Origin of the sequence: Allosphingosinicella deserti (assembly GCF_003012735.1) — a bacterium.
GTDB lineage: Bacteria > Pseudomonadota > Alphaproteobacteria > Sphingomonadales > Sphingomonadaceae > Allosphingosinicella > Allosphingosinicella deserti.
This window is the reverse complement of the sequence record NZ_PXYI01000005.1, coordinates 70,029-91,302: the sequence shown is the minus strand read 5'-3', so window position 1 is coordinate 91,302 and position 21,274 is coordinate 70,029. Positions and strand designations below refer to the sequence as shown.

Annotated in this window: 21 protein-coding genes and 1 pseudogene; 14 read left to right on the top strand and 8 right to left on the bottom strand. The window is 66.8% G+C overall.

Translation table 11 applies throughout. The features are described from left to right. Positions 1–63: 63 nt before the first annotated feature. On the bottom strand, positions 64–1,518 hold the full coding sequence (locus tag C7I55_RS15880) for a CYTH and CHAD domain-containing protein (protein WP_146151043.1): 1,455 nt from the start codon (positions 1,516–1,518) through the stop codon (positions 64–66). Between the two features lie 243 nt (positions 1,519–1,761). Between C7I55_RS15880 and C7I55_RS15875 the strand changes: the two genes are divergently transcribed. Continuing rightward, positions 1,762–2,430 (top strand): DUF4893 domain-containing protein, encoded by a 669-nt coding sequence (locus C7I55_RS15875; RefSeq protein WP_158266449.1) that lies wholly within the window; start codon positions 1,762–1,764, stop codon positions 2,428–2,430. Between the two features lie 70 nt (positions 2,431–2,500). Beyond that, a complete protein-coding gene (locus C7I55_RS15870) occupies positions 2,501–3,025 on the top strand; it encodes a phosphoribosyltransferase (protein ID WP_106513997.1) in 525 nt (174 codons plus the stop codon). Between the two features lie 18 nt (positions 3,026–3,043). On the opposite strand, the gene C7I55_RS15865 is transcribed toward C7I55_RS15870, so the two are convergent. Together C7I55_RS15865 and C7I55_RS28200 are read right to left on the bottom strand one after the other, a co-directional pair. Further along, on the bottom strand, positions 3,044–3,427 hold the full coding sequence (locus C7I55_RS15865) for an acyl-CoA thioesterase (protein WP_106513996.1): 384 nt from the start codon (positions 3,425–3,427) through the stop codon (positions 3,044–3,046). A 194-nt stretch (positions 3,428–3,621) separates the two neighbouring features. Next, the gene (locus tag C7I55_RS28200; protein WP_158266448.1) at positions 3,622–3,768 is read right to left on the bottom strand and encodes a hypothetical protein; all 147 of its coding nucleotides are present in this window, start codon (positions 3,766–3,768) and stop codon (positions 3,622–3,624) included. A gap of 143 nt (positions 3,769–3,911) precedes the next feature. Between C7I55_RS28200 and C7I55_RS15860 the strand changes: the two genes are divergently transcribed. From C7I55_RS15860 to C7I55_RS15845, 4 genes are all read left to right on the top strand, one after another. After that, entirely contained in the window at positions 3,912–4,595 is a 684-nt protein-coding gene (locus tag C7I55_RS15860) for an HAD family hydrolase (protein ID WP_106513995.1), read from the top strand. Positions 4,596–4,758: 163 nt separating this feature from the next. Then, positions 4,759–5,880, top strand: coding sequence for an 8-amino-7-oxononanoate synthase (locus tag C7I55_RS15855; RefSeq protein WP_106513994.1), 1,122 nt, complete (start codon positions 4,759–4,761; stop codon positions 5,878–5,880). Beyond that, complete coding sequence (gene bioD / locus C7I55_RS15850; RefSeq protein WP_106513993.1) at positions 5,877–6,488, top strand: dethiobiotin synthase; 612 nt, start codon at positions 5,877–5,879, stop codon at positions 6,486–6,488. The genes C7I55_RS15855 and bioD overlap by 4 nt, the downstream gene beginning before the upstream one ends. After that, complete coding sequence (locus C7I55_RS15845; RefSeq protein WP_106513992.1) at positions 6,485–7,735, top strand: adenosylmethionine--8-amino-7-oxononanoate transaminase; 1,251 nt, start codon at positions 6,485–6,487, stop codon at positions 7,733–7,735. Before bioD ends, C7I55_RS15845 begins: the two co-directional genes overlap by 4 nt. 81 nt (positions 7,736–7,816) lie before the next feature. Here the strand turns inward: C7I55_RS15845 and C7I55_RS15840 are convergent, their stop codons facing one another. Then, complete coding sequence (locus C7I55_RS15840; RefSeq protein ID WP_233222241.1) at positions 7,817–8,575, bottom strand: competence/damage-inducible protein A; 759 nt, start codon at positions 8,573–8,575, stop codon at positions 7,817–7,819. Positions 8,576–8,682: 107 nt separating this feature from the next. On the opposite strand from C7I55_RS15840, the gene map reads away from it, so the two are divergent. The 4 genes and pseudogenes from map to C7I55_RS15825 all read left to right on the top strand — a co-directional run bounded on the left by map (position 8,683) and on the right by C7I55_RS15825 (position 11,121). Next, on the top strand, positions 8,683–9,507 hold the full coding sequence (map, locus tag C7I55_RS15835) for a type I methionyl aminopeptidase (RefSeq protein WP_106514301.1): 825 nt from the start codon (positions 8,683–8,685) through the stop codon (positions 9,505–9,507). A gap of 97 nt (positions 9,508–9,604) precedes the next feature. Beyond that, positions 9,605–10,282 carry a hypothetical protein gene (locus tag C7I55_RS15830; protein WP_106513990.1) on the top strand — a complete coding sequence of 226 codons (678 nt, stop codon included), beginning with the start codon at positions 9,605–9,607 and terminating at the stop codon, positions 10,280–10,282. 128 nt (positions 10,283–10,410) lie between these two features. Beyond that, a pseudogene (locus C7I55_RS29480) lies at positions 10,411–10,482 on the top strand (zinc-ribbon domain-containing protein); the annotation flags it as partial. Between the two features lie 99 nt (positions 10,483–10,581). After that, complete coding sequence (locus tag C7I55_RS15825; protein ID WP_233222240.1) at positions 10,582–11,121, top strand: OB-fold putative lipoprotein; 540 nt, start codon at positions 10,582–10,584, stop codon at positions 11,119–11,121. Between the two features lie 21 nt (positions 11,122–11,142). Here C7I55_RS15825 and C7I55_RS15820 read toward each other — a convergent pair whose 3' ends face one another. The 3 genes from C7I55_RS15820 to C7I55_RS15810 all read right to left on the bottom strand — a co-directional run bounded on the left by C7I55_RS15820 (position 11,143) and on the right by C7I55_RS15810 (position 14,221). Further along, the gene (locus tag C7I55_RS15820; protein ID WP_106513988.1) at positions 11,143–12,165 is read right to left on the bottom strand and encodes a hypothetical protein; all 1,023 of its coding nucleotides are present in this window, start codon (positions 12,163–12,165) and stop codon (positions 11,143–11,145) included. A 183-nt stretch (positions 12,166–12,348) separates the two neighbouring features. Further along, a complete protein-coding gene (locus C7I55_RS15815) occupies positions 12,349–12,858 on the bottom strand; it encodes a hypothetical protein (protein WP_106513987.1) in 510 nt (169 codons plus the stop codon). A gap of 13 nt (positions 12,859–12,871) precedes the next feature. After that, positions 12,872–14,221, bottom strand: coding sequence for a LysM peptidoglycan-binding domain-containing protein (locus C7I55_RS15810; protein ID WP_106513986.1), 1,350 nt, complete (start codon positions 14,219–14,221; stop codon positions 12,872–12,874). Positions 14,222–14,388: 167 nt separating this feature from the next. Between C7I55_RS15810 and C7I55_RS15805 the strand changes: the two genes are divergently transcribed. Next, a complete protein-coding gene (locus tag C7I55_RS15805; protein WP_106513985.1) occupies positions 14,389–15,123 on the top strand; it encodes a DUF6683 family protein in 735 nt (244 codons plus the stop codon). A gap of 40 nt (positions 15,124–15,163) precedes the next feature. On the opposite strand, the gene C7I55_RS15800 is transcribed toward C7I55_RS15805, so the two are convergent. Beyond that, the gene (locus tag C7I55_RS15800; protein WP_106513984.1) at positions 15,164–16,153 is read right to left on the bottom strand and encodes an SDR family oxidoreductase; all 990 of its coding nucleotides are present in this window, start codon (positions 16,151–16,153) and stop codon (positions 15,164–15,166) included. 180 nt (positions 16,154–16,333) lie between these two features. On the opposite strand from C7I55_RS15800, the gene C7I55_RS15795 reads away from it, so the two are divergent. The 3 genes from C7I55_RS15795 to glnA all read left to right on the top strand — a co-directional run bounded on the left by C7I55_RS15795 (position 16,334) and on the right by glnA (position 21,258). Beyond that, positions 16,334–18,955 carry a glycosyl hydrolase 115 family protein gene (locus C7I55_RS15795; protein ID WP_106513983.1) on the top strand — a complete coding sequence of 874 codons (2,622 nt, stop codon included), beginning with the start codon at positions 16,334–16,336 and terminating at the stop codon, positions 18,953–18,955. Between the two features lie 399 nt (positions 18,956–19,354). Beyond that, positions 19,355–19,693 (top strand): P-II family nitrogen regulator, encoded by a 339-nt coding sequence (locus tag C7I55_RS15790; protein WP_106513982.1) that lies wholly within the window; start codon positions 19,355–19,357, stop codon positions 19,691–19,693. Between the two features lie 152 nt (positions 19,694–19,845). Continuing rightward, positions 19,846–21,258, top strand: coding sequence for a type I glutamate--ammonia ligase (gene glnA / locus C7I55_RS15785; protein ID WP_106513981.1), 1,413 nt, complete (start codon positions 19,846–19,848; stop codon positions 21,256–21,258). Positions 21,259–21,274 lie beyond the last annotated feature (16 nt).

Below are 21,274 nucleotides of genomic sequence, written 5' to 3'. Positions count from 1 at the left end.
GCCTTCTCCTTCAATGATGCCCACAGAACGGGAATGGGCTTCGGGGGCAGCAGGGTTGCACGATCAGCGCCAGTAAGGTCCTGCTTCGCGCAGGCCGTCGGCGGCGCGTTGGGCGTCCGCCAGAAGTCCCTCCACGGCGTGCGCGTCCGGCGTTCCGGGTGCCATGGTACGCGCGGTCTCGAGGTCGTTGAGCTTGCCCAGGCTCTCCTGCAATTGCTCAAGCAGGGCATTGAAATTGCTCCAGCGCCGTGCACTGCCGAGCGCAAGGCCGGCGAAGAATTCCGATCCATAGCGCAATTTCTTGACCTGGATGCGCAACTGATGGCGCGCCTCCGGGTCGAGGCTTTCGATGTGCTTGCCCTGCTTGCGGACCTTGCGCCACAGTCGGCCGAGACGTTCCTCGGCAAAGGCCTCGATGCTGCGCTGCGCACGCGGCGTCCCCCGCCACTCTCCCGATTCCGCCCAGGCCACGAGATCGAGGATCAGGTGCGGCAAATCCTCGCCGCACAAGGTTGCGACCAGCATATCATAGGCGCCGCCGCGCAGTCCCTTGAGCCGCCTGCGCTCCGCCGCGAGCGGCTTCTTCGGCCCCTCGGCGCCGCGCAGGCCCACCAGGGTGACATCGAGGTCGCGCGCGGTTCCAAGCAGATTGGAGAGCGCACCGAAGCCCACTCGCAGCCGATCGAACTCGTCGCTGTCCACGATCGGAGCGAACAAGGTGAAGGCGGAGCGTAGCCGGCGGGTCGCAACCCGCAGCTGATGGACGGCCTCCGCGTCTCGGTCGGCGATCACGGCCGGTTCGTTGCGCCGGAAATGGCGCAGGCACGACTGGACGATCAGCGCAAAGGCATCAGCGATCGCAGTGCCCGGCGGGATATCGACCGGCTCCGCCTTGCGGATCTGGCGCGGGCGCTTGGCGGCGAGACGCTGCCCGCGCTCCGATTTGCTCATCACGCCCATGCGCAGCGGAATGGCGCGGCCGATTTCTCGCGCGAAGGCGAACAATTCGGCGCGGCTGCCGCGCTTCAGCTCCAGCTCGATCTCGCAAACCGGCTCGCTGCGGTCCCCCGAGACGACTTCCCCGACATCGAGGATCAACTCGATCGTGCTGCCGTCGCGCTTCAGCAGCCAGGTGGTGCGGTCGACCCTTGTCTCGGAGACGATGGCGAGCCGGTTGCGCACCTTCTTGCGCGCGAGCAGCGCCGCGACCGGCGTGCTTTCGAGCAGGGTGAGATCGAGTGCGGGACCGGAGATGGCCTGTTCCCACTCCGCACGGGCGGAAAACCCGCCGGCATCGCCGCCTTTTTCCTTCAACGTCTGGACGTGGCGCCGCCCCTTGCGGCGGACGCGCAGCGAAAAGCCGTCCTTGCGCAGATGGCCTTCGGGCGTGTCGAAATAGGTGGAGACCTGTGGGGCGGCGGCATGCGCCGGCGCCCCAAGGAGCGGCAGCGCGCGAAATCGCTCGACGTCGCCGGGAACCAGCTCGAGCTTGAGCTCGACTTCTTCCGTTTCCGTCATGCTGAGCAAGGCAAGCTGCACCCTCCGCGAGTCAATCCAGAGCCACCTCAGCACGCCATCGTGACACTTGCGTGACGATGCAAGGCTGATCTGGAGCAGTGATCGCGATCGTCCGCAAATGCTCTCCGGAAAACTGCGGAGACACTTGCAAACCGTTTCGGATATGCTTGCGCAATGGACCGCCTTGCGCCGCGCTGTCACTCGCCCCTATTTAGCGGCTCCTGTAGCGCGTTCGGAGGTGCCATGTACCGGCTCCTTGGGCTGATCTTTGCCGTGTCCTCCATGATGGCGCTTGGCGGTTGCCAGACGTCGAGGAAAGAGGTGGCCGCACCACAACCTGTGGTGACGGTCGAAGAAGAACCGGTCGAGGTCGAGGCCTGGCGCGGCGTCGCCACCGAGCAGGATGCGCAACTTCTCGATGCCCTTCCGGCCGCCTGGGAGGAAGCGCTTGACGAAGTGAGGCGGCGTTATCGCCGCGCGCTGGCCGCCGAAGGAGAGTTGCTCGATCCGGAAACGCGCCTGAAGCGCCCGGCACCGGCACCGGGGACCTATCGATGCCGGGCGATCAGGATCGGATCGCGCGCGGCAAGGGTGCCGCCCTGGAGCGTGTCGAGAAGCGGCTTTTGCTATGTCGGTGTCTCGGGGGAGCAATTGAGTTTCGCCAGCGAGATCGTCGGCACCCGGATCGGCGGCTATTTGTGGGACGTGAAGGAGGGAGACAATCTCGTCTTCCTCGGCGCCACAGTCCCAGCCCGCACCAAGACGGCACCGCCTTACGGTTCCAATCCCATCCTCGACTGGGCCGGCCTGGTCGAGCGGACCGACGAATTCCACTATAGGCTGACGCTGCCCCGACGCACCGGCGACAACCGCCTCATCGTCATCGAACTGATCGCCGCGCCCGACGCCTGACCCGGACTTCGTTGCGGCCATAGGCGGGGCCGGTTATGCGAAGCGGGCATCCAGACTGGCGGACGAGCGCATGACGGGCGAACCCGAACTTTTCTACATACCCTATGAGCAATTCCTGGACGGAGTCGAAGCGCTCGCCCAGCGGCTCGACACCGATCACTGGAAGCCGGATTTCCTCGTCGGCATCGGCCGCGGCGGCCTGGTGCCCGCGGCCTATCTGTCGCACCGCACCGGGATCGCCATGCTTTCGGTCGATCACAGCTCCGGCGAGCCGGGTTTCGCGGACGAATTGCTGGTCAAGCTCGCCGCCAAGAGCAAGGACGGACGGCGCATCCTGATCGTCGACGACATCAACGACAGCGGCACCACGATCGATCACCTGCGTGCCAAGATCGAGGCGCATGGCGGCGCCGCCGACGAGGTGCGGGTGGCCGTGCTGATCAACAATGTTCGATCGAAAGCGAATGCCGAGTACGCCGCCGAGACGATCGATCGAGAGACCGACAAGCGCTGGTTCGTCTTTCCCTGGGAGGCAGTCGCGCCGCGCGAAACGCTCACCGAAGAAGCGCAGGAAGTGCCCGAGCGGCTCGCCTGAGACTCGCGCGTGCGCGCTCTATTCCGGCAGGAAGCGGCGCACCACGTCCTTGGCGAGGCGTGCCGGGCGCTTGGTCGCGGCATCGAGGCAGCACCAGCTGCTCTTCACCTCGGCGACGACCTCCTCGCCGCGCTTGATCACGGTGCTGAAAAAGGCGCGTGCGCCCTGCACCCCTTCGGCGAACACGTCGGCAACAACGACATCGTCCAAGAAAGCCGGTCTGCGATAGGTGATCTCATGCTTGAGCGCGACCCAGAGATGCGCCGCGACCGCATCGGACGGTGCGACCTTTTCCCAATAACCGACGACGGCTTCCTGCACCCAGCGCAGGTAGACCGAATTGTTGACGTGCCCCATATGATCGATGTCGGCGGGCAGGATGCCGATCGGGTGGCGGAACATTGTTTCCTCCTGAGCGGGATTTGCCTGCGGCCCGCTTACACGAATGTCAACAGATTTGGCACGCCGGAGCGGCCGAGTCGGAAGATATCATTCGGCGACCTGGAACACACGGAAACAAGTGACATCCGGCAGCGGCATCGATCCGGATCGGGTCACCGCTCAGACCCAGGAGCGAGAGCATGATTCGGCGCGACTCAGCCCCATTTCTGGTTGATCACCCAGTGGGTGGCCATAGAGGCCTTCAATATCGCCTTGTCGCGGTACTGGCCGTGCCACACGGCTGCGTCGAAGACGGTGAAGGTCGCGACTGCGATCAAAAAGGCTTTGAGCTGCACGTTCATCGATCTCCGTCTCCTCCCCCGATTGTCTCAGAAGGTGGTGAAAAAAGTGCTGCCGCGCATGGTTTCTCGCTACGGTTCCAGTAGTTTAGCGAAATCGCGCGACGGCGAGCGAACGCTTCGGCCGCGGGCGCGTTGACCGCGCCATGCCGAAACTTCCCAACCCGCTCGACGCCGTCATCTGCGACATGGACGGCCTTCTGCTCGACACCGAAGCCGCCCACCACGAAACGATGAAGGCGGCCGCCGCCGATCTCGGCTTCGATCTTCCCGAAGCGCTCTTCCTCCAAACGGTCGGTGTCCATCGCCCGCAGAACCGGATCACCCTGCGCGAAGCGCTCGGGCCGGATTTCCCGCTCGACGCCTTTTACGCGGATTCGGATGCGCGCTTCGCCGAGATCCTCGCCCACGGCGCGCCCCCGCGGCCGGGCCTGTCCTACTTCCTCGACACGCTGGACCGGCTCGGTCTGCGCCGGGCGGTGGTCACTTCGACCGGAACGCCCCGGGCGCAGGAGCGGCTTCGCTCGGCCGGTATTCTGGATCGCTTCGACCGGATCGTCACCCTGAGCGACGTCACCCGTCCCAAGCCGGCGCCCGACCCCTATCTCAAGGCGCTCGAGGCGCTCGGCGTGTCCGCCGAGCACGCTTTGGCGCTCGAGGATTCGCACAACGGCGTTCGCGCCGCAGCCGCGGCCGGGCTGCCGACGATCATGATTCCGGACCTGCTCGGCCCCACCGAGGAAACCCGACGCCTGACCATCGCGACGCTCGGCTCGCTTGCGGACGTGGCCGATCTGCTGCTCGCGGGTGAGGGCCGTACGGCTTCATAACGATCGGCGAAGCGCGCCCGAAGGAAAGGACTTCGACCGGCTCAGTCCGAACGGGCGCGATCATAGGGATGGAGTTCGGGCAAGGGCGGGCGTGCGGGCACCCACACTTGCGGACGCGGGGCGCTGCCTCGCGCCGCGCTTCGATGTCGGATAGGGACGGCGCATGCTTGCTCTTCCCGAACTCGAACGGAATCTCGAGGCGCTTGCGCGGATCGACCGGCACCGGTCGCTGCGGCCGCGGACGGGCCTCGATTTCGCCTCCAACGACTATCTCGGTCTCGCCGCCGACGCTGCGCTGCGTGACGCCGCTGCCGCGGCGCTGGCGCGTGGCGTCGCGATCGGCTCCGGCGGTTCGCGCCTGCTGCGCGGCAATCACGAGGAGCATGAGGCGCTCGAAGCGGACGCGGCAACCTGGCTCGGCGCCGAAAGCGCCCTCTTCTTCTCGAGCGGCTATGCGGCCAATGCCGCCCTCCTCTCCACGCTGCCGCAGACCGGCGATCTGATCGTCCACGACGCGCTGATCCATGCCAGCGTCCACGAAGGGCTGCGGCTCGCGCGGGCGGCGAGCGTCGCGGCAGCGCATAATGATGCGGACGCCGTCGAGAATGCGATCGCCGCTTGGCGGCGCGGCGGCGGAATCGGTCGACCGTGGATTGCGGTCGAGAGCCTGTACAGCATGGACGGCGATCGCGCCCCGCTCGAGGCGCTCTCTGCCATCGCAGCCCGGCACGACGGCATCCTGATCGTCGACGAGGCCCATGCCACCGGCGTGTTCGGCAACGAAGGCCGCGGGCTCGCCGCGTCGCTCCAGGGTCGTGCCGACCTCATCACCGTCCACACCGGCGGCAAGGCGCTCGGCGTCGAAGGCGCACTGGTCTGCGGCCCAGCCATCGTCCGTGACTTCCTGGTCAATCGCGGCCGCGCGTTCATCTTCTCGACCGCCCCGTCGCCCTTGATGGCGGCCCTGCTCCGCAGCGCGATCGCGCTCGTGCGCAGCGAACCGGCGCGGCAGCAATCGCTGCAGGCGCACGCAGCCTATGCCGAGGCGAAGCTGGTGCCGCTCGGCGCGACCGCAACCGGTTCGCAGATCCTGCCGCTCGTTCTCGGCGACGACGGACCGACGATGGCCGCCGCCGCACGGCTCCAGCAGGCCGGCTTCGACGTCCGCGGCATCCGTCCGCCAACTGTCCCCTCCGGAAGTTCGCGGCTCCGACTGTCGATCACCCTCAATGTCGACGAGGCCGCGGTCGACGCGTTGGCTGATTGCCTGCGGACGATCGTATGAAGCTGGTCGTGACCGGAACCGATACAGGCATCGGCAAGACCCTGTTCTCGGCCGCGCTCGTCGGCGCGCTCGGTGCCGGTTACTGGAAGCCCATCCAGGCCGGGCTGGAGGACGGCTCCGATGCGGGCGCGGTGGCGGCACTCGTCCCCGGCGCGACGATCCTCCCCGAAGCCTACCGGCTCGCCACGCCCTGCTCGCCCCATCGGGCCGCCGAGCTGGACGATGTCGCGATCGACCTTGATGCGCTGGTTCCGCCCGCCGCCGATCCGCTGGTCATCGAAGGCGCAGGAGGCGCGCTGGTGCCGGTCACGCGGACCTGCCTCTACGCCGATCTGTTTGCGCGCTGGCAGCTGCCGGTGGTGATCGTCGCCCGAACGGCACTCGGCACGATCAACCATTCGCTGCTGACCATCGAGGCGCTTCGCGCCCGCGGCGTGCCGATCCTCGGAATCGCCTTTTCGGGTGACGCGGTGGAGGACAGCGAAGCGACCATCGCCGCCATCGGCCGGGTCAAGCGCCTCGGGCGCCTGCCGACGCTCGCGTCGCTGGCGCCTGAGCAACTCGCGGCCGCTTTCGCCGCCGCCTTCGACATCGAGGATTTCCGATGAGCTCGCCGGTGTGGCACCCCTTCACCCAGCACGGGCTCGGCGAGCCGATCCCGACCATCAGCCATGCAGAGGGCGCGGCGCTCTACACGCACGACGGGCGCCGGATCGTCGATGCGATTTCCTCCTGGTGGGTGACGACCCACGGCCATTGCCATCCGCGCATCATGAAAGCGATCGCCGAGCAGGCGGCGCGGCTCGACCAGATCATCTTCGCCGGCTGGACCCACGCGCCGGCCGAGACCCTGGCGCAGCGGCTGATCGAGATCATGCCGGCGCCGCTCGCCCACGTCTTCTTCTCGGACAGCGGGTCGACCAGCGTCGAGGTCGCGCTCAAGATGGCGCTCGGCTACTGGCTGAACCGCGGCGAGCCGAGGCACCGCATCCTGGTAATGGCCGGCAGCTATCATGGCGACACGATCGGCGCGATGTCGGTCGGTGCTCGCGGCGTGTTCAACCAGGCTTATGCCCCCCTGCTGTTCGACGTCGGCACGATCCCCTTCCCGGCCGCGGGAGCGGAACAGGCAGCGCTCGACGCGCTGGATGCGGCCTGCCGCGGCCCGGACAAGCCCGCCGCTTTCATCGTCGAGCCGCTGATCCTCGGCGCCGGCGGCATGCTGATCTACGCCGCCGAAACGCTCGCGGCGATGCGCACGATCTGCGCCCAGCACGACGTGCTGTTCATCGCCGACGAAGTGATGACCGGCTGGGGCCGCACCGGCACCCTGCTCGCCTGCAGCCAAGCCGGGATCGTTCCCGACATCCTGTGCCTGTCCAAGGGCCTGACCGGCGGCGCGATCCCGCTGGCCGTCACTCTCGCGACGCCGCCGATCTACGACGCCCATTTTTCGGAGGATCGGGCGAAGCAATTCTTCCACTCGTCGAGCTACACCGCCAATCCGATCGCCTGCGCCGCCGCCAACGCGAACCTTGCCATCTGGCGCGAAGAGCCGGTGCAGGAACGGATCGATCTGCTCGGCCGGCGGCAGGCCGAACGGCTCGCCGGATTGCGCGGGATCGCCAATGCCCGGCAGATCGGCACGATCGCCGCCTTCGAGATCGAGGATGTGGCGACGGGGTACATGTCGGCACTCGGCCCGCGCCTGCTCGCTTTCTTCCGCGACCGCGACCTGCTGGTGCGGCCGCTCGGAAACACGGTGTACCTGATGCCGCCTTATTGCATCGGCGAGGCGGATCTGGACGCGATCTACGGCGCGATCGGCGAGGCGGTGGAGTGGGTCCGGGGCTGAGCGAGAGGTCTCGGATAATGCGCTGGAGGATCGTTCGGGCGGGTCGTGGCGCTCGAACGGGTGCGGGCGTCGGATCCGAGGCTAGATCCCGCCTTTGACCAACGTGCGCCCATCCGCTTCGAGGCGGGCGATCAGTTCCGCCTCGCAGGCGTCGAGCTCGGCCTCGTCGGTGGAGCGGATCACGAAATTGGCGCCGACCTTGCCCTCGCGAAAGAAGGGATAGCTGCCGATCTGGCAGCCTTCATAGGCGGCCTCGACCTGGCGGAGGATCTCGGCGACCTCGCTCTCCGGCACGATGCCGCCGACGGTACGGGAGATGAGCGGCTTGCCGCCTTCGAGCGTGCCGGAAAGCGCCTCCATCATCAGCACCGCGATATGAGGCACTCCGGCCATGATGAAGATGTTGCCCGCCTTGATCCCGGGCGCGCCGGACAAGGCATTCTCGATTAGGTCCGCCCCCTCGGGCACCCGTGCCATGCGCAGCCGCGCCTCGGTGAGGCCGCCGCGAGTCTCGTAATAGGCCTCCAGCGTCGCGCGGGCGGCGGGATGGACGACCACCGGTACGCCGAGCGCATGGGCGATGGCATCGACGGTGATGTCGTCGTGGGTCGGCCCGATGCCGCCGGTGGTGAACAGATAATCGTAGCGGGTGCGCAACGCGTTCACCGCGCCGGCAATCTCCTCGATAACGTCGGGTACGACCCGCACTTCGCGCAACCTTATCCCCTGCAGGTTCAGCCAGCTGCCGACCTGGGCGATATTCTTGTCCTGGGTACGGCCGGAGAGGATCTCGTCGCCGATCACCAGCAATCCCGCCGTGTAGATACGATCCGTCGCCACGTGCCTCTCCGCCTGCCTGCTGCGACCAACGCCCCTGCGCGAAGAAAAGCTGCCGAGCAACCCGGAGCGCGCTTTGTCGATCCTGCCCATGCGACTATATGGGGCGGATGACGCAATACGAAGCCGTGACCGCCGACGATGTCCCCACCCGTTCGGGCGCAATCCGTCTCCACGGACCCGAGGGCTTCGAGGGCATGCGCCGTGCCGGGCGCGCGGCCGCCGAGGTGCTCGACGCACTCGTGCCGCACGTCCTCCCCGGGGTGACCACCCAGGAAATCGACGACATCGTCTATCGCGAGATGCGCGCTCGCGGCGGCGTGCCGGCGACGCTCGGCTATCGCGGCTTTACGGGATCGTCGTGCCTGTCGATCAACCATGTCGTCTGCCACGGCATTCCGGGTGACCGCGTGATGAAGGATGGCGACATCGTCAACATCGACGTCACCATCCTGCTCGACGGATGGCATGGCGACACCAGCCGGATGTTTCTGGTCGGCGATGTCGGAGTGAAGGCGCGGAGGCTGGTCGACGTCACCTACGAATGCCTGATGCTCGGCATTGAACAGGCGAAGCCCGGCAATCATCTCGGCGACATCGGCCACGTCATCCAGACACACGCCGAGAAGAACCGCTACGGCGTCGTCCGCGATTTCTGCGGCCATGGCCTCGGCCGCATCTTCCACGACGCGCCTGAGGTGATCCATGCCGGCCGTCCCGGAACCGGCCCCGAGCTCAAGCCGGGCATGTTCTTCACGATCGAGCCGATGATCAACATCGGCAAGCCGGCGGTGAAGATCCTCGACGACGGCTGGACTGCGGTGACCCGCGATCGCACCCTCTCCGCCCAGTTCGAGCACTCGATCGGGATCACCGAAGACGGCTGCGAGATCTTCACGAAGAGCCCGGGCGGGTTGGACAAGCCGCCTTATTGATTGACGCAAGCTTGCTCCCACGAGCGGCAAGCTGCGCGGGTCGAATGCGCCTCCTCGCGCGTTCGGCGCGTTGGTTTGGGCTGATGCAGGAGCAAGAATGGGCATCCTCTCGCTGTTCGGCACGGGCATGGCGTTGCAGTTCGAGAAGCAGGGCGAGACTTACGTCTACCGCGCCAACGGGCGTGGCCCCGCACGGCCCGTAACCAAGGCGGAGCACGATCGTTTCGTGCGCCGGGGCGGCATCGATTTTCTCCTCCATTGTGCAGCCTTCGGCCTGTGCGTGATCGCCGCGGCAATGATCACGGCACATTGGTTTCCCGACGGTGGCGAGCCCGGCGGGTTCGTGCTGATGGGCATTCTGCTCGTGGCGATCGTCTATGCGCTCTATCGATCGCTGCACTGGTGGATGCTCGCGCCCGAACGCACGCTTGCCGATCGCACCCCTGTAGCGCCTGCCCGACCCGGCGCCCGGCCCAAGCCCCGTCGGCGCTTCACCCCGCCGTCTTCCGCCTACGCCGATCAGCCCCGCCAAGGCGGGTGCCTGCTCCTCCTTGGCTTTGCCCTCGCCGAACTTGTCGGAGGGCTGGCAGCGGGGTTTGGCGCCTACACGGCACTGGACGCGCTCGTTCGGCTGGTCCTGCCCGGCGGCGGGGCACCGGCGGTGGCACCGATCGGAGCCTTCCTCGCTGGGCTGGTGACCGTGTTCCTGATCGATCGCTGGTGCAAACGGAGAACCGGAACCAGCATCCTCGACGAGATCCCGTACATTCCCTGATCCGGCAGTTGCGTCATCCGGACCAAAGACTGCAGTGCGGCCAAAGCAGCTTCGTCTCCCGCCTCCGGTTCGGATGTGGAACGAACTGCGGGCTTCGGAGTCGTCCATCTGAGTGGACGAGAGGAGCGATGGCGATGGCGTTTTGCAGTGCGTGCGGCACCAACCTTCCCGACGGCGCCCGCTTCTGCCCCGCGTGCGGTGCTGCGGTGGCGACCGCGGCCGCCCCGCCCGCGGGCCCGTCCGCAGTTCCGCCCGATCCAGTTCCAGTGACCCCCTCACCCGTGGCAACGCCTTCAACAATGCACGCTGCCGCCGCCGCAAGCGGCGGCCCCGTTCCCCCCGCGCAGGGCAGCCGGGCGGGCGGGCTGATCCTGCCGCTGATGCTTGCTGTCGGCATTGCGGTGATCATCCTGATGGTCTGGAGCCAGCGCGGCGACGAGCGACAGCGTGCCGCGGAGGAGAGCGGAGAAAGCGCCAAAGCCGTCGGCAGTGCCGGCGGGGGCGAAGCGGAGAAGGAAGGGTCCGGCGCTTCCGGCTCCCGAACGACCGCTTCGAGCCTGGACTCAGCTTTCCGCTCGGACCCGGACGGCGCAAGTGCCCGCTATCCGGGGCCTGTCACCGTCACCGGGACGATCGCATCGATGGTCATGCCGGGTGCCACCCCGGCCATTTCTCTCGAGGGCAGGACGCCGCTCAACTTCGTCGTCGCGAACTTCCCTTCGAATTACCGGGATCGGCTCGCGAGCCTCGCCAAAGGCGATTCCGTCACCCTCTCCTGCGACAGCGTCAAGGCACTCGCCGGCACGACATTGCTGCAAGGCTGCACGCTCGAAGGGTGATGCCGGTCCAAGAACTCCGGTTCAAGGTCGCCGTTCGTAGCGGCCGTCGCCGGGGCCGCCCAGCAGCAGGTCGCCGTCGTCGATGCGCAGACGCAGATCGACGAAGGCGGGCAGCGCCAGCTGATCCAGATCGACCGAAAAGCGGATGATCCCGTCCGTCGCCGGGGGGAAAGCGAACGTGCCGTCCCGTTCCGGAGCCTGGTCGAGGTGCAGAATGGCTCCCACCGCGGCGGCTCCAGGCTTGCCCGCGAGGAAAGCAAATCCGCCCCTGCCCGTGGTCACCGTCTCGACACTGCCGTCGGCGAACCGGAGCGTCACCTGAACGTTGCGCGCGGGCCTGCTCGACGCAGGATCGATCACCTGGACGCCGAGACCAGCCGAGTCGCCGGCCACCTCAGCCTCCGGTAACCTGCACGCCTCCGGCAATGCCGGCTCGGCCAGATCCGGAGACGGCAGACCTGCGGAGTCCGCCGCCGCCACCGCGCGCGACCGCGCCTCGGACCATGCGTCCATCGCGGCCCGTGCGGCCTTGAGGCGCGCTGGATCGGCCGCGCTCCTGGCGGTCCATTTGGCGGCAAGCGCCTCCACCCGGCTGCGCGCCGCCACAGCCTCGCGCATCGCGGCGGCGGCGCGATCGCGAAGCGTAGCAGCGGGGACGGAATTATCTCCGAATAGCGGCGGCGCGGACGTCGCGACCACCTGCAGATCCGGCAGGAAGGGACAGCGCGCGTGAACGGCCGCAATCAGATCCTGTTCGGAACGTTGCGCGCGTTCCTCCACGGCCTCGGCGCTCCAGCCCTCCGTTGCCGCATAGGCGAACAGCGGCGCGTCGCTTGGCTTGAGATCCGCGACCAGCAGGACCGCGTCGCCATCGACTCGCCAGTTCCCCTTGGCCGCCTGATCGATCGCGCCATAGGCCAGTCCCCAATCGAACGTTCCATCGGCGCGCAGCAGCAGCTCCGAACCGACTTCGTGGACTCCGGAGAGGTAATAATGGCCGACGAGCGCGGCCGCGCGGGCCTCCACGGTCGCTGGCTGCGACACGGGCGTCCCTTCCTGCCCGGCGAGCGCCGGGCCCGCTGCTGCCGACCACAACAGGGCCAGCCCTCGTCCGAAATGTTTCATACGCCCCGCACCTGCCGTCTGCCTTTGCCGGCCCTCTCGCAAACGGCGGCGCTGCTGTCACGCGTTCGCGCGAGCGCTTTCAAACTGAGGCGGGCGACCGGGTCAGTCGGCGACCGGCACCTCGTAGGTCAAGCCGGTGGTGCCGATCGGGTAGACTGACGCGCTGAAGCTTCCCTCGACATAGAGGACCTGACCGCCCGGGAGCGCGTTGACGAACTTGCGCGCAAATTCGTCCAAGCGCTCCCACCTGTCGAACGACTCCAGATCCGACTGGGTCATCATACTGGCGTTCACGGCCTCGCACGGTTCTTCCCAGAAGACGGTATCGGCCTCGTGCCCGGCATAGACGAAGCGGATCTCACAGGCCGGATTGCCGCGGAGGGTGAAGTCCTTCTCGCCGAGCACCCGCGACCCGGATTGCGCCGGCTGGCGGGTCGCAGGCGCGGCGGGCGCGGTCGCAGCCTGCCCCCGCCGGGCCTGCGGTTTCGGTGTCTCGGACGAAGCGGGCTGCCCGGTTTCTCCAGCGGTTTCGTTGACGACCGCGGGCGCGCCGGCCTGCGAGCAGCCCGGCAGCAGCAGGCACGCCGCGAAGATTGCAATCCACCTGGTCATGGCGCCCCCGTCATCAATGCGGGTCGAACTCTACATGAAGGTGATTGTTGCTGCGATTGGTGAATGTCTCGAACGCGACATCGTAGCGATCGCCGAGAATCCGCCGCACCTCGTTCTGGAACGCTCGGCCCTGTTCGAGGCTGATATTGTTGCCGCGGAAATCGAGCGCACGATCGGAATAATGAAGCGATCCGTTCATATGGCGACTGTCATTGCCCGACGTGATCACCGGCGTCGGCAGGCCGAGCCGCCTTGCCGCCTGCGCGACTGCCTGGATCGCCGGATCCATCGCGGCATCGAGCCGGCTGATGTGCACGCTCGCATTCTTGACCTCGACGCCATTGGCCGCCGCCACGGCATTGCCGTCGATCCGGCCGCCCGCGGCGTTGGGGGTCGTCGGGGCAACCGCCGCAGTTCCGGGCAGAGCGACCGCAAACTCGCCCGGCCGATAGCGGTCGAGCTCCGGCACGGTGCCGTGGTGGTGGACGGCATCGCCGCGGCCGAGCACCGGCCCGTCCAGTGCATTGATCCAGCCGAGATTGTTGGCGCTGGAGTAATGCGGGTTCGCATAATTGAGATGCGACCCGATCGACGAGGCCTGACCGCCGGCGCGCGCGGCGAGATAGGTGTCGACCAGCGTGTCGACGCGGGCACTGATCCGGCTCTCCGGAATGTCGTCGACCGAGTTGCGGCCGTCGCGGCGCGAGATCGGGCCGTTGATGTCGGAGAATTGATTGTGGCTGTTGACGACATCGGCAACCGTATCGCCCCAGTGGCCGGAGGCCGTGCGGTTGAGGATGGTGTCGATGATGCCGTGCGCCTGGGCATCGCCGGCGCCTTGCACCCATTCCGTCTGCAGCGTCTTCTTGAGATCGATCACGTCCTGCGCGCTGAGCGAAAGGGTTCCGTTCTCGATCCGGGTGGTGCCGCCGACAGCGGCGACGCCGCCGGCCTCACCGACGCCGCTTCGCGCCGTCCCGGCGGGAATGGTAAGGATGTCACCGGGATAGATCCGGTTCGGGTTGGCGATCTGCGGATTGGCGGCGAGCAGCGCGTCGACGCCGATCCCATTCTTTGCCGCGATGCGGCCGAGCGTGTCGCCGCGGGCGATCTCGTAAGATTGCGCCGCGCCTTGCGGCAGTTTGAGCGTCTGGCCTTCATGAATGAGGTTGGGATTGCTGATCCCATTCAGCCGCGCGACGGTACCGACGTCGGAGCCGAAGCGCTGGGCGATCCCGGACAGGGTTTCCCCGCGGGCGACCTTGTGGCTGCCGCCTGCCTGCGGCGGCGAGGCCCCTGCACTGACGCTCGCATAGCTGTTGGTGTTGCTCGTGCTGCTGGTAGCCGAAATCGTGCCGACCATCGGACTCACTCCCGTGTCGCGGATGCTGCGGGATTACCAGTGCCGGGGGATGCCTGTATCTAAACGGATCGATTAGGGATTCGTCGCCCGGTCCGATGATCGTCGGGCGGAGCCTCGGGCGCCTGACAGTCGCGCCGAGGGCGGTGAACATGCCAGGGAGATCGTCGATGCGTCGCTGGAGCCGTGCCCAATTTGTCGCCGCATCGATGCTGCTGCTCGCTGCATCCGGCAGTTCGGCTGTGGCCCAGGAGGGCGTCGACTGGGGCGGCCTGATGGCCGGGATCGCCCATGGCACGGCGATGGACGAGGCGGCGCAGGAATCGGTGGCGACCACGCGCCGCGGCCGTGCGCGCCCGGTGCCGGCGCCGGCCGTGTCCCTGACCTACACCCGCTCGCCGGAGCGGAGCCGCGCCAACGTGGCCCGCTTTCTGGACACGGCGCGCGTGCGGGACAAGCAGGGGGCGGCCGCCTTCGAGAAGCAGCTCGGCGACCCCGCTCTGTTCGACAGGATGGGGCAAGCGCTTTCCGCCTACGGCCTGCGCACCGACAACGTCGCCGACGCCTATGCGATCTACTGGCTGAACGCGTGGCTGGCTTCCCGCGGACGCAACGATACGCCGCCACGGCATCAGATCGCCGCAGTACGCGCCCAGGCTGCGGAGGCAATGGCGACGCTTCCCGAGATCGCGCGCGCGGACAACTCGGCCAAGCAGGACATGGCCGAATCCAATCTCATACAGGCTGCGTTGATCGGCGGCTTCATGGACGGCGCGGAGGGCAAACCGGCGCTGGTCCGCCAGGTTGCCGCCGCGGTTCGCCGAAGCGCGCGCCAATCCGGGCTCGATCTCGATGGCATGGAGCTGACCGACGCGGGGTTCGTGGCGCGGAGCGCGCAGCGGTAGGTGCCGGTTTCAACGCACTGCGTGGCGGAGGCTCCAAGGCTCAGATCGTGCCGAGTCCGCCGTTGGCGCCGAAGATGCTGCCGTCCGTATAGCTGAGTTCGCCGCTCGCCAGCGTCACATAGAGTGCGGCGAGTTCCACCGGCTGGCCGGCGCGGCCGAGCGGCGTATCCTGGCCGAACTTGCCGAGCTCGCCTGGAAGCTGGCCGCCGACGACCTGGAGCGGGGTCCAAATCGGCCCGGGCGCGACTCCGTTGACCCGGATGCCCTTCTTGGCGAGCTGCTTGGCGAGACCCTTGGTGAAGATCGCGATCCCGGCCTTGGTGGTCGCATAATCGAGCAGTTCCTCGCCCGGATCGACTGCGTTGACCGAGGTGGTGTTGATGATTGCCGATCCTGGCCGCATCAGCGGCACCGCCGTCTTGGTGACCCAGAACATGGCATAGAGATTGGTCTTCAGGGTTCGATCGAACTGTTCGAAGCTGATCTCGTCGATCGATTTCTTCGACTGCTGATAGGCGGCATTGTTGACGAGGATATCGAGCCCGCCGAGTTCCGATTGAGCGCGGCGAACCAGATCGACGCAGAAACGCTGGCTGGTGAGATCGCCGGGAATAAGCGCGACCTTGCGCCCCTCGCCGCGCAGCAGGCCGGCGACGTCCCGGGCGTCCGCCTCCTCGTCGGGATGATAGTTGATCGCGACGTCGGCACCTTCACGGGCGAAGCCGATCACCGCCGCGCGGCCGATCCCGGAATCGCCGCCGGTCACCAGAGCCTTGCGCCCCTGCAGCTTGCCGGAGCCGACATAGGAACGCTCCCCGCAATCCGGCACGGGCGTCATGTCGCGCTGCAGGCCCGGCCATTTCTGCCGCTGCTCCGGGAACGGCTCGCTGACATATTTGGTCTGAGGATCGGCGGGAGCCCCCACGGGCCGCGACGGCGCCGCCTGCGACATGGCGGGGGCGGCAGCGAGCACGGCGCCGGTGGCGGCGGCGGCCTGAAGCAGGCTGCGGCGGGTGGGTTGATCGACCATGATATGTCTCCCGGGAAAGGCAGCCTCGGAAGCGCGCCAGCCAGGCAAAGGTTGCTACGGGAAAAAGCCCGCATCTCCCGGCCGGTAGCCGGCTACGATTGACAGACCGGTAGAACGCAGGGCACCAATGTTACCGGTAACACGCTGGTAGGCCAAAAGGCCGCTCGGGAGAGGGCAAGGATGAAGCCAGGTGGCTCACGCGTTTCGCGCTTCAGGATCGCCCGCACCTTCGGGTGCCTGTTCCTGCTGCTGTTCGGGGTCACCGCGGCACAGGCCTGCGTCGATCCCGCTTCCGTCTGCACGCGCGCCGCGGGGGACAGCTTTGCGCTGATCGAGAAAGGCCGTCCCGCAGCCATCCTCGTCGACGCCGGGGCGGACCCTGCCGTCGGCCACGCGACGTCCGGATTCGCCGCAGATCTGGAGCGGGTGAGCGGTCGTCGCGCGGCCCTTCTCACCGACAGCGGAAAGGCAGAAGGGTCTGCGGTGATCATCGGGGTGCTCGGTGAGAGCCCGATCATCGATGGCCTCGTCGCGTCGGGAAAGATCGACGCGCGCGACATTGCCGGCCAATGGGAGGCCTTCCGCCAGATCGTGGTCGACCGCCCCTTGCCGGGGATCTCCCGCGCGCTGGTGATCGTCGGCGCCGATCGGCGCGGCGCGGTGTTCGGCACCTACGATCTTTCCGAGCGGATCGGAGTCTCCCCGTGGCACTGGTTCGCGGACGTGCCCGTCGCCCGGCGCAGCAACGTGTTCGTCACGGCAGGAGGGCGGAGCGATCGACCGCGCGTGAAATATCGCGGCTTCTTCATCAACGACGAGGACCCGGCGTTCAGCGGGTGGGCGAAGCAGCAGTTCGGGGGCGTCAACTCCAAGGCCTATGCAAGAGTGTTCGAGCTGCTGCTGCGGCTGAAGGGCAATTATCTGTGGCCGGCGATGTGGGCGCCCAAATCCTTCGCGCTCGACGATCCCAGAAACATCCTGCTGGCGGACGAGATGGGCGTGGTGATGGGCACCTCCCACCACGAGCCGCTGACCCGCGCGCAAAGCGAGTGGCACCGGCTGCGCGGCGATGGCGTTGCCGGGGGACGCTGGGACTATCGCACCAACGCCGCCAATCTGCGGGCCTTCTGGCGCGGCGGCATCGAGCGGATGGTGTCGAAGGGCGGCGGCGCGGCGTACGAGAATGTGGTGACGGTCGGCATGCGCGGCGACGGCGACGAGCCGATGGCCGAAACGACAGCGACCGAGCTGCTCGAGACGATCGTCGCCGACCAGCGCAAGATCATTGCCGAGGTGACCGGCAAGCCCGCCGACCAGACGCCGCAGGTGTGGGCGCTCTACAAGGAAGTGCAGGATTATTATGATCACGGGATGCGGGTGCCCGACGACGTCACCCTGCTGTTTTCCGACGACAATTGGGGCCAGATCCGCCGGCTTCCGGATCCGGCGAAGGGCGATCTCGCCCGCAGCGGCGGCTACGGCGTCTATTACCATTTCGATTATGTCGGCGGCCCCCGCAACTACAAGTGGATCAACACCAACCAGATCGGCAAGGTCTGGCAGCAGATGGATCTCGCTTACGCGCGGGGCGCGCGCCAGCTCTGGGTTGTCAATGTCGGCGATATCAAGCCGATGGAATATCCGCTCGATTTCTTCCTGAAGATGGCGTGGAATCCCGAGGCGATGACGGCGGAAGCGCTGGACGCCTTTCCGGCCCGCTGGGCGGCGGCGACCTTCGGGCCCGAAATGGCGTCCGAGATCGGCAGCCTGATGACCGGCTACAGCCGGCTGGCCGCGCGCCGCAAACCCGAATTGCTCAACCAGGACAGCTTCGCCCTCGGCGCGATCGGCAAGGACGCGCTCGACGGCGGAGAATACGGTGCCATCGTCGACGACTGGCGATCGCTCGCGCGGCGGGCGGACACAGTCCGCGCCCGGCTACGGCCCGACCAACGGGATGCCTGGTTTCAGCTCGCCGGCTATCCGATCAGCGCTCTCTCCAACCTTTACGAACTCTATTACGCGGCGGCCTGGAACAAGGCCCTCGCCTCCAGCAACGATCCGCGTGCCAATTACTTCGCCGATCGCGTGGAGGCGACTTTCGCCCGAGATGCAGCTCTGACCGCGGACTATCATTCGATCAACGGCGGCAAGTGGGCCGGGATGATGAACCAGGTCCACATGAGCTATGTGATCTGGAACGATCCGACCCGACAGACCATGCCGAGCATCATGCGCGTCGGTGCCGACACGCCGCCGGATGAAAGGGGCGTCCAGCCCGTCTTCGGCAAGGCCGCGTCCGGTGCTGGCGACCGTATCGAGATCGACGCGGCGGACGTGCTTCGATCGAACCCTGCCGGCGGACTCGCGTGGCGGGCGATCGCCGACCTCGGCCAGGGCAAGGGCGCGATCGTTCCGCTGCCTCAGGGACGCCCCGCGACGAAGCCCGACACGGCACTGCGGGCCGAATATGATGTCACGACCGGCTTCAGCGGCGCGGCCCGCATCTCGCTGCGCCTCGCGCCGACCCTGGACACGACCGGCGCCAAGGGCGTGCGGATCGGGGTTTCGATCGACGACCGCCCGGTGCAGATCCTCACCTCAGCCCTGACACCCACCCCAGGCGCGGCGAACACACCGGAACAGACTGCCTGGATTGCCGCCGTGATCGCCAACGCACACGAGGTGGCGGCGGTCTTTCCGAGACTGACGGCCGGACGTCACACGATCAAGATCTGGCGGATCGATGACAATATTGCGGTGGACGAGATCGCGATCGAGCCGGCCAAAAGCGCGCCTTGAAACGCCGCCGGCCGATCGCTCACGCGAGGCGAGGCGCCGTCAGCAATGTTGAACTGCCGCATGTCGCGAGCCATGTTGTAGCCGCTCAGGCATCTAAGCGATAATCCCTGTTCGGGTGGAGAAATATGCCGTGCCCGCTCACGCAGTCACGGAGACTTCGTGCACGTTCCTGCCTTCGCCTCGATATGCCCGTTCGCAACTCCGGCCGCATTCGTGCGTCCGATTGAAAGAGCATGCGCGATCCACCTCGAACAGCAAGTCTGAGGCAGCACGCCACCTTACGCGGCGGGCACATGTCGTGCCATGCTGCCCTGCAGCGTGAAATCTTCACCTTTCGCCTCGCCGGGGTGGACGGGTGCGGGTAATCAGGGGAGAGACTCCGCCAGCCGAGGGATTCGCGTGAAGAAGATCGAAGCCATCATCAAGCCATTCAAGCTCGATGAAGTGAAGGAGGCGCTCCACGACGTGGGCGTCTCGGGTATCACCGTCACCGAGGCCAAGGGCTTTGGGCGGCAGAAGGGGCATACGGAGCTGTATCGCGGCGCCGAATATGTCGTCGACTTCCTGCCCAAGGTGAAGCTGGAGGTGGTGGTCGACGACGGCCTGGCCGAGCGGGTGGTGGAAGCGATCGCTTCGGCCGCGCGCACCGGCCGGATCGGCGACGGCAAGATCTTCGTCACCAATGTCGAGGAAGTGCTTCGTATCCGCACCGGCGAGCGTGGATCGGACGCGATCTGAGTTTCGTGCCGGGCGGGCGCCCGGGACGGGGGTTGGGGCCGCTTGACCAGAAGTGATCCGGCTTGGAGCCGGCTTTGCCTACGGTGGAGCGCGTACATCATCGAACGCGCACCGGCGCTGCCGGGCGCCAAGTGAGCAAAGGACTGACGTAGATGGCCAGCGACGCGGGCAAGATTCTGAGCCGGATCAAGGACGAGGAGATCGAGTGGGTCGATCTTCGCTTCACCGATCCAAAGGGCAAGTGGCAGCACCTTTCGATGGTCGCGTCCGCGATCGACGAGGACCAGCTGACCGACGGCTTCATGTTCGACGGCTCGTCCATCGAGGGCTGGAAGGCGATCAACGAGAGCGACATGATCCTGAAGCCGGATCTGGACGCGGTCTATGTCGATCCGTTCTCGGCGACCCCGATGATGATCCTGTTCTGCGACATCGTCGATCCGGGCACCGGCGAGCTTTACGCCCGCGATCCGCGCTCGACCGCCAAGCGCGCCGAGGATTACCTCAAGACCACCGGCATTGGCGACACCGTGTTCGTCGGCCCGGAAGCCGAATTCTTCATGTTCGACGACGTCCGCTTCGAGGACAGCTACAACAGCTCCTACTATCGGATCGACGACATCGAGCTGCCGACCAACACCGGCCGCGAATATGATGTCGGAAATCTCGGCCACCGTCCGCGCGCCAAGGGCGGCTATTTCCCCGTCGCCCCGGTCGACAGCGCCGTCGACATCCGCGGCGAGATGGTCTCGACCATGCTCGAAATGGGCCTGCCCTGCGACAAACACCACCATGAGGTGGCGGCCGCGCAACACGAGCTCGGCCTTACCTACGGCAAGCTGGTCGAAACCGCCGACCGCATGCAGATCTACAAGTATGTCGTGCACATGGTCGCCAATGCCTATGGCAAGACCGCGACCTTCATGCCGAAGCCGATCAAGTCGGACAACGGGTCGGGCATGCACACCCACATGTCGATCTGGAACGGCGGCAAGCCGCTGTTCGCGGGCAACGGCTATGCCGGCCTGTCCGAGACCGCCTTGTTCTTCATCGGCGGCGTGATCAAGCACGCCAAAGCGCTGAACGCCTTCACGAACCCGTCGACGAACAGCTACAAGCGGCTCGTTCCGGGCTTCGAGGCGCCGGTGCTGCTCGCTTATTCGAGCCGCAACCGCTCCGCATCGTGCCGTATCCCCTACGGCACCGGCGAAAAGGCCAAGCGCGTCGAATTCCGCTTCCCGGATGCGCTCGCCAATCCGTATCTCGCTTATGCGGCGATCCTGATGGCCGGCCTCGACGGCATCCAGAACCGCATCCACCCGGGCGAGCCGATGGACAAGAATTTGTACGACCTGCCGCCGCAGGAACTCGTCCAGGTGCCGACCGTGTGCGGCTCGCTCCGCGAAGCGCTGAACTCGCTCGAGGCCGACCACGACTTCCTGACCAAGGGCGACGTGTTCACCGAGGACCAGATCGACGCCTATATCGAGCTCAAGTGGCAGGACCAGCTTCGCTGGGAAACCACGCCGAGCCCGGTCGAATACGACATGTATTATTCGAGCTGAGCTCGAAGACTCATTC

Excerpts from the sequence above, each read along its gene's own strand:
- C7I55_RS15815 (WP_106513987.1), bottom strand. The coding sequence starts at position 12,858 with ATGACCAGGTGGATTGCAATCTTCGCGGCGTGCCTGCTGCTGCCGGGC.
- map (WP_106514301.1), top strand. The coding sequence starts at position 8,683 with ATGACGCAATACGAAGCCGTGACCGCCGACGATGTCCCCACCCGTTCG.
- bioD (WP_106513993.1), top strand. The coding sequence starts at position 5,877 with ATGAAGCTGGTCGTGACCGGAACCGATACAGGCATCGGCAAGACCCTG.
- C7I55_RS15865 (WP_106513996.1), bottom strand. The coding sequence starts at position 3,427 with ATGTTCCGCCACCCGATCGGCATCCTGCCCGCCGACATCGATCATATG.
- C7I55_RS15825 (WP_233222240.1), top strand. The coding sequence starts at position 10,582 with ATGCACGCTGCCGCCGCCGCAAGCGGCGGCCCCGTTCCCCCCGCGCAG.
- C7I55_RS15800 (WP_106513984.1), bottom strand. The coding sequence starts at position 16,153 with ATGGTCGATCAACCCACCCGCCGCAGCCTGCTTCAGGCCGCCGCCGCC.
- C7I55_RS15870 (WP_106513997.1), top strand. The coding sequence starts at position 2,501 with ATGACGGGCGAACCCGAACTTTTCTACATACCCTATGAGCAATTCCTG.
- C7I55_RS15875 (WP_158266449.1), top strand. The coding sequence starts at position 1,762 with ATGTACCGGCTCCTTGGGCTGATCTTTGCCGTGTCCTCCATGATGGCG.
- C7I55_RS15860 (WP_106513995.1), top strand. The coding sequence starts at position 3,912 with ATGCCGAAACTTCCCAACCCGCTCGACGCCGTCATCTGCGACATGGAC.
- C7I55_RS15805 (WP_106513985.1), top strand. The coding sequence starts at position 14,389 with ATGCGTCGCTGGAGCCGTGCCCAATTTGTCGCCGCATCGATGCTGCTG.
- C7I55_RS15880 (WP_146151043.1), bottom strand. The coding sequence starts at position 1,518 with ATGACGGAAACGGAAGAAGTCGAGCTCAAGCTCGAGCTGGTTCCCGGC.
- C7I55_RS28200 (WP_158266448.1), bottom strand. The coding sequence starts at position 3,768 with ATGAACGTGCAGCTCAAAGCCTTTTTGATCGCAGTCGCGACCTTCACC.
- C7I55_RS15855 (WP_106513994.1), top strand. The coding sequence starts at position 4,759 with ATGCTTGCTCTTCCCGAACTCGAACGGAATCTCGAGGCGCTTGCGCGG.
- C7I55_RS15810 (WP_106513986.1), bottom strand. The coding sequence starts at position 14,221 with ATGGTCGGCACGATTTCGGCTACCAGCAGCACGAGCAACACCAACAGC.
- C7I55_RS15795 (WP_106513983.1), top strand. The coding sequence starts at position 16,334 with ATGAAGCCAGGTGGCTCACGCGTTTCGCGCTTCAGGATCGCCCGCACC.
- C7I55_RS15830 (WP_106513990.1), top strand. The coding sequence starts at position 9,605 with ATGGGCATCCTCTCGCTGTTCGGCACGGGCATGGCGTTGCAGTTCGAG.
- glnA (WP_106513981.1), top strand. The coding sequence starts at position 19,846 with ATGGCCAGCGACGCGGGCAAGATTCTGAGCCGGATCAAGGACGAGGAG.
- C7I55_RS15845 (WP_106513992.1), top strand. The coding sequence starts at position 6,485 with ATGAGCTCGCCGGTGTGGCACCCCTTCACCCAGCACGGGCTCGGCGAG.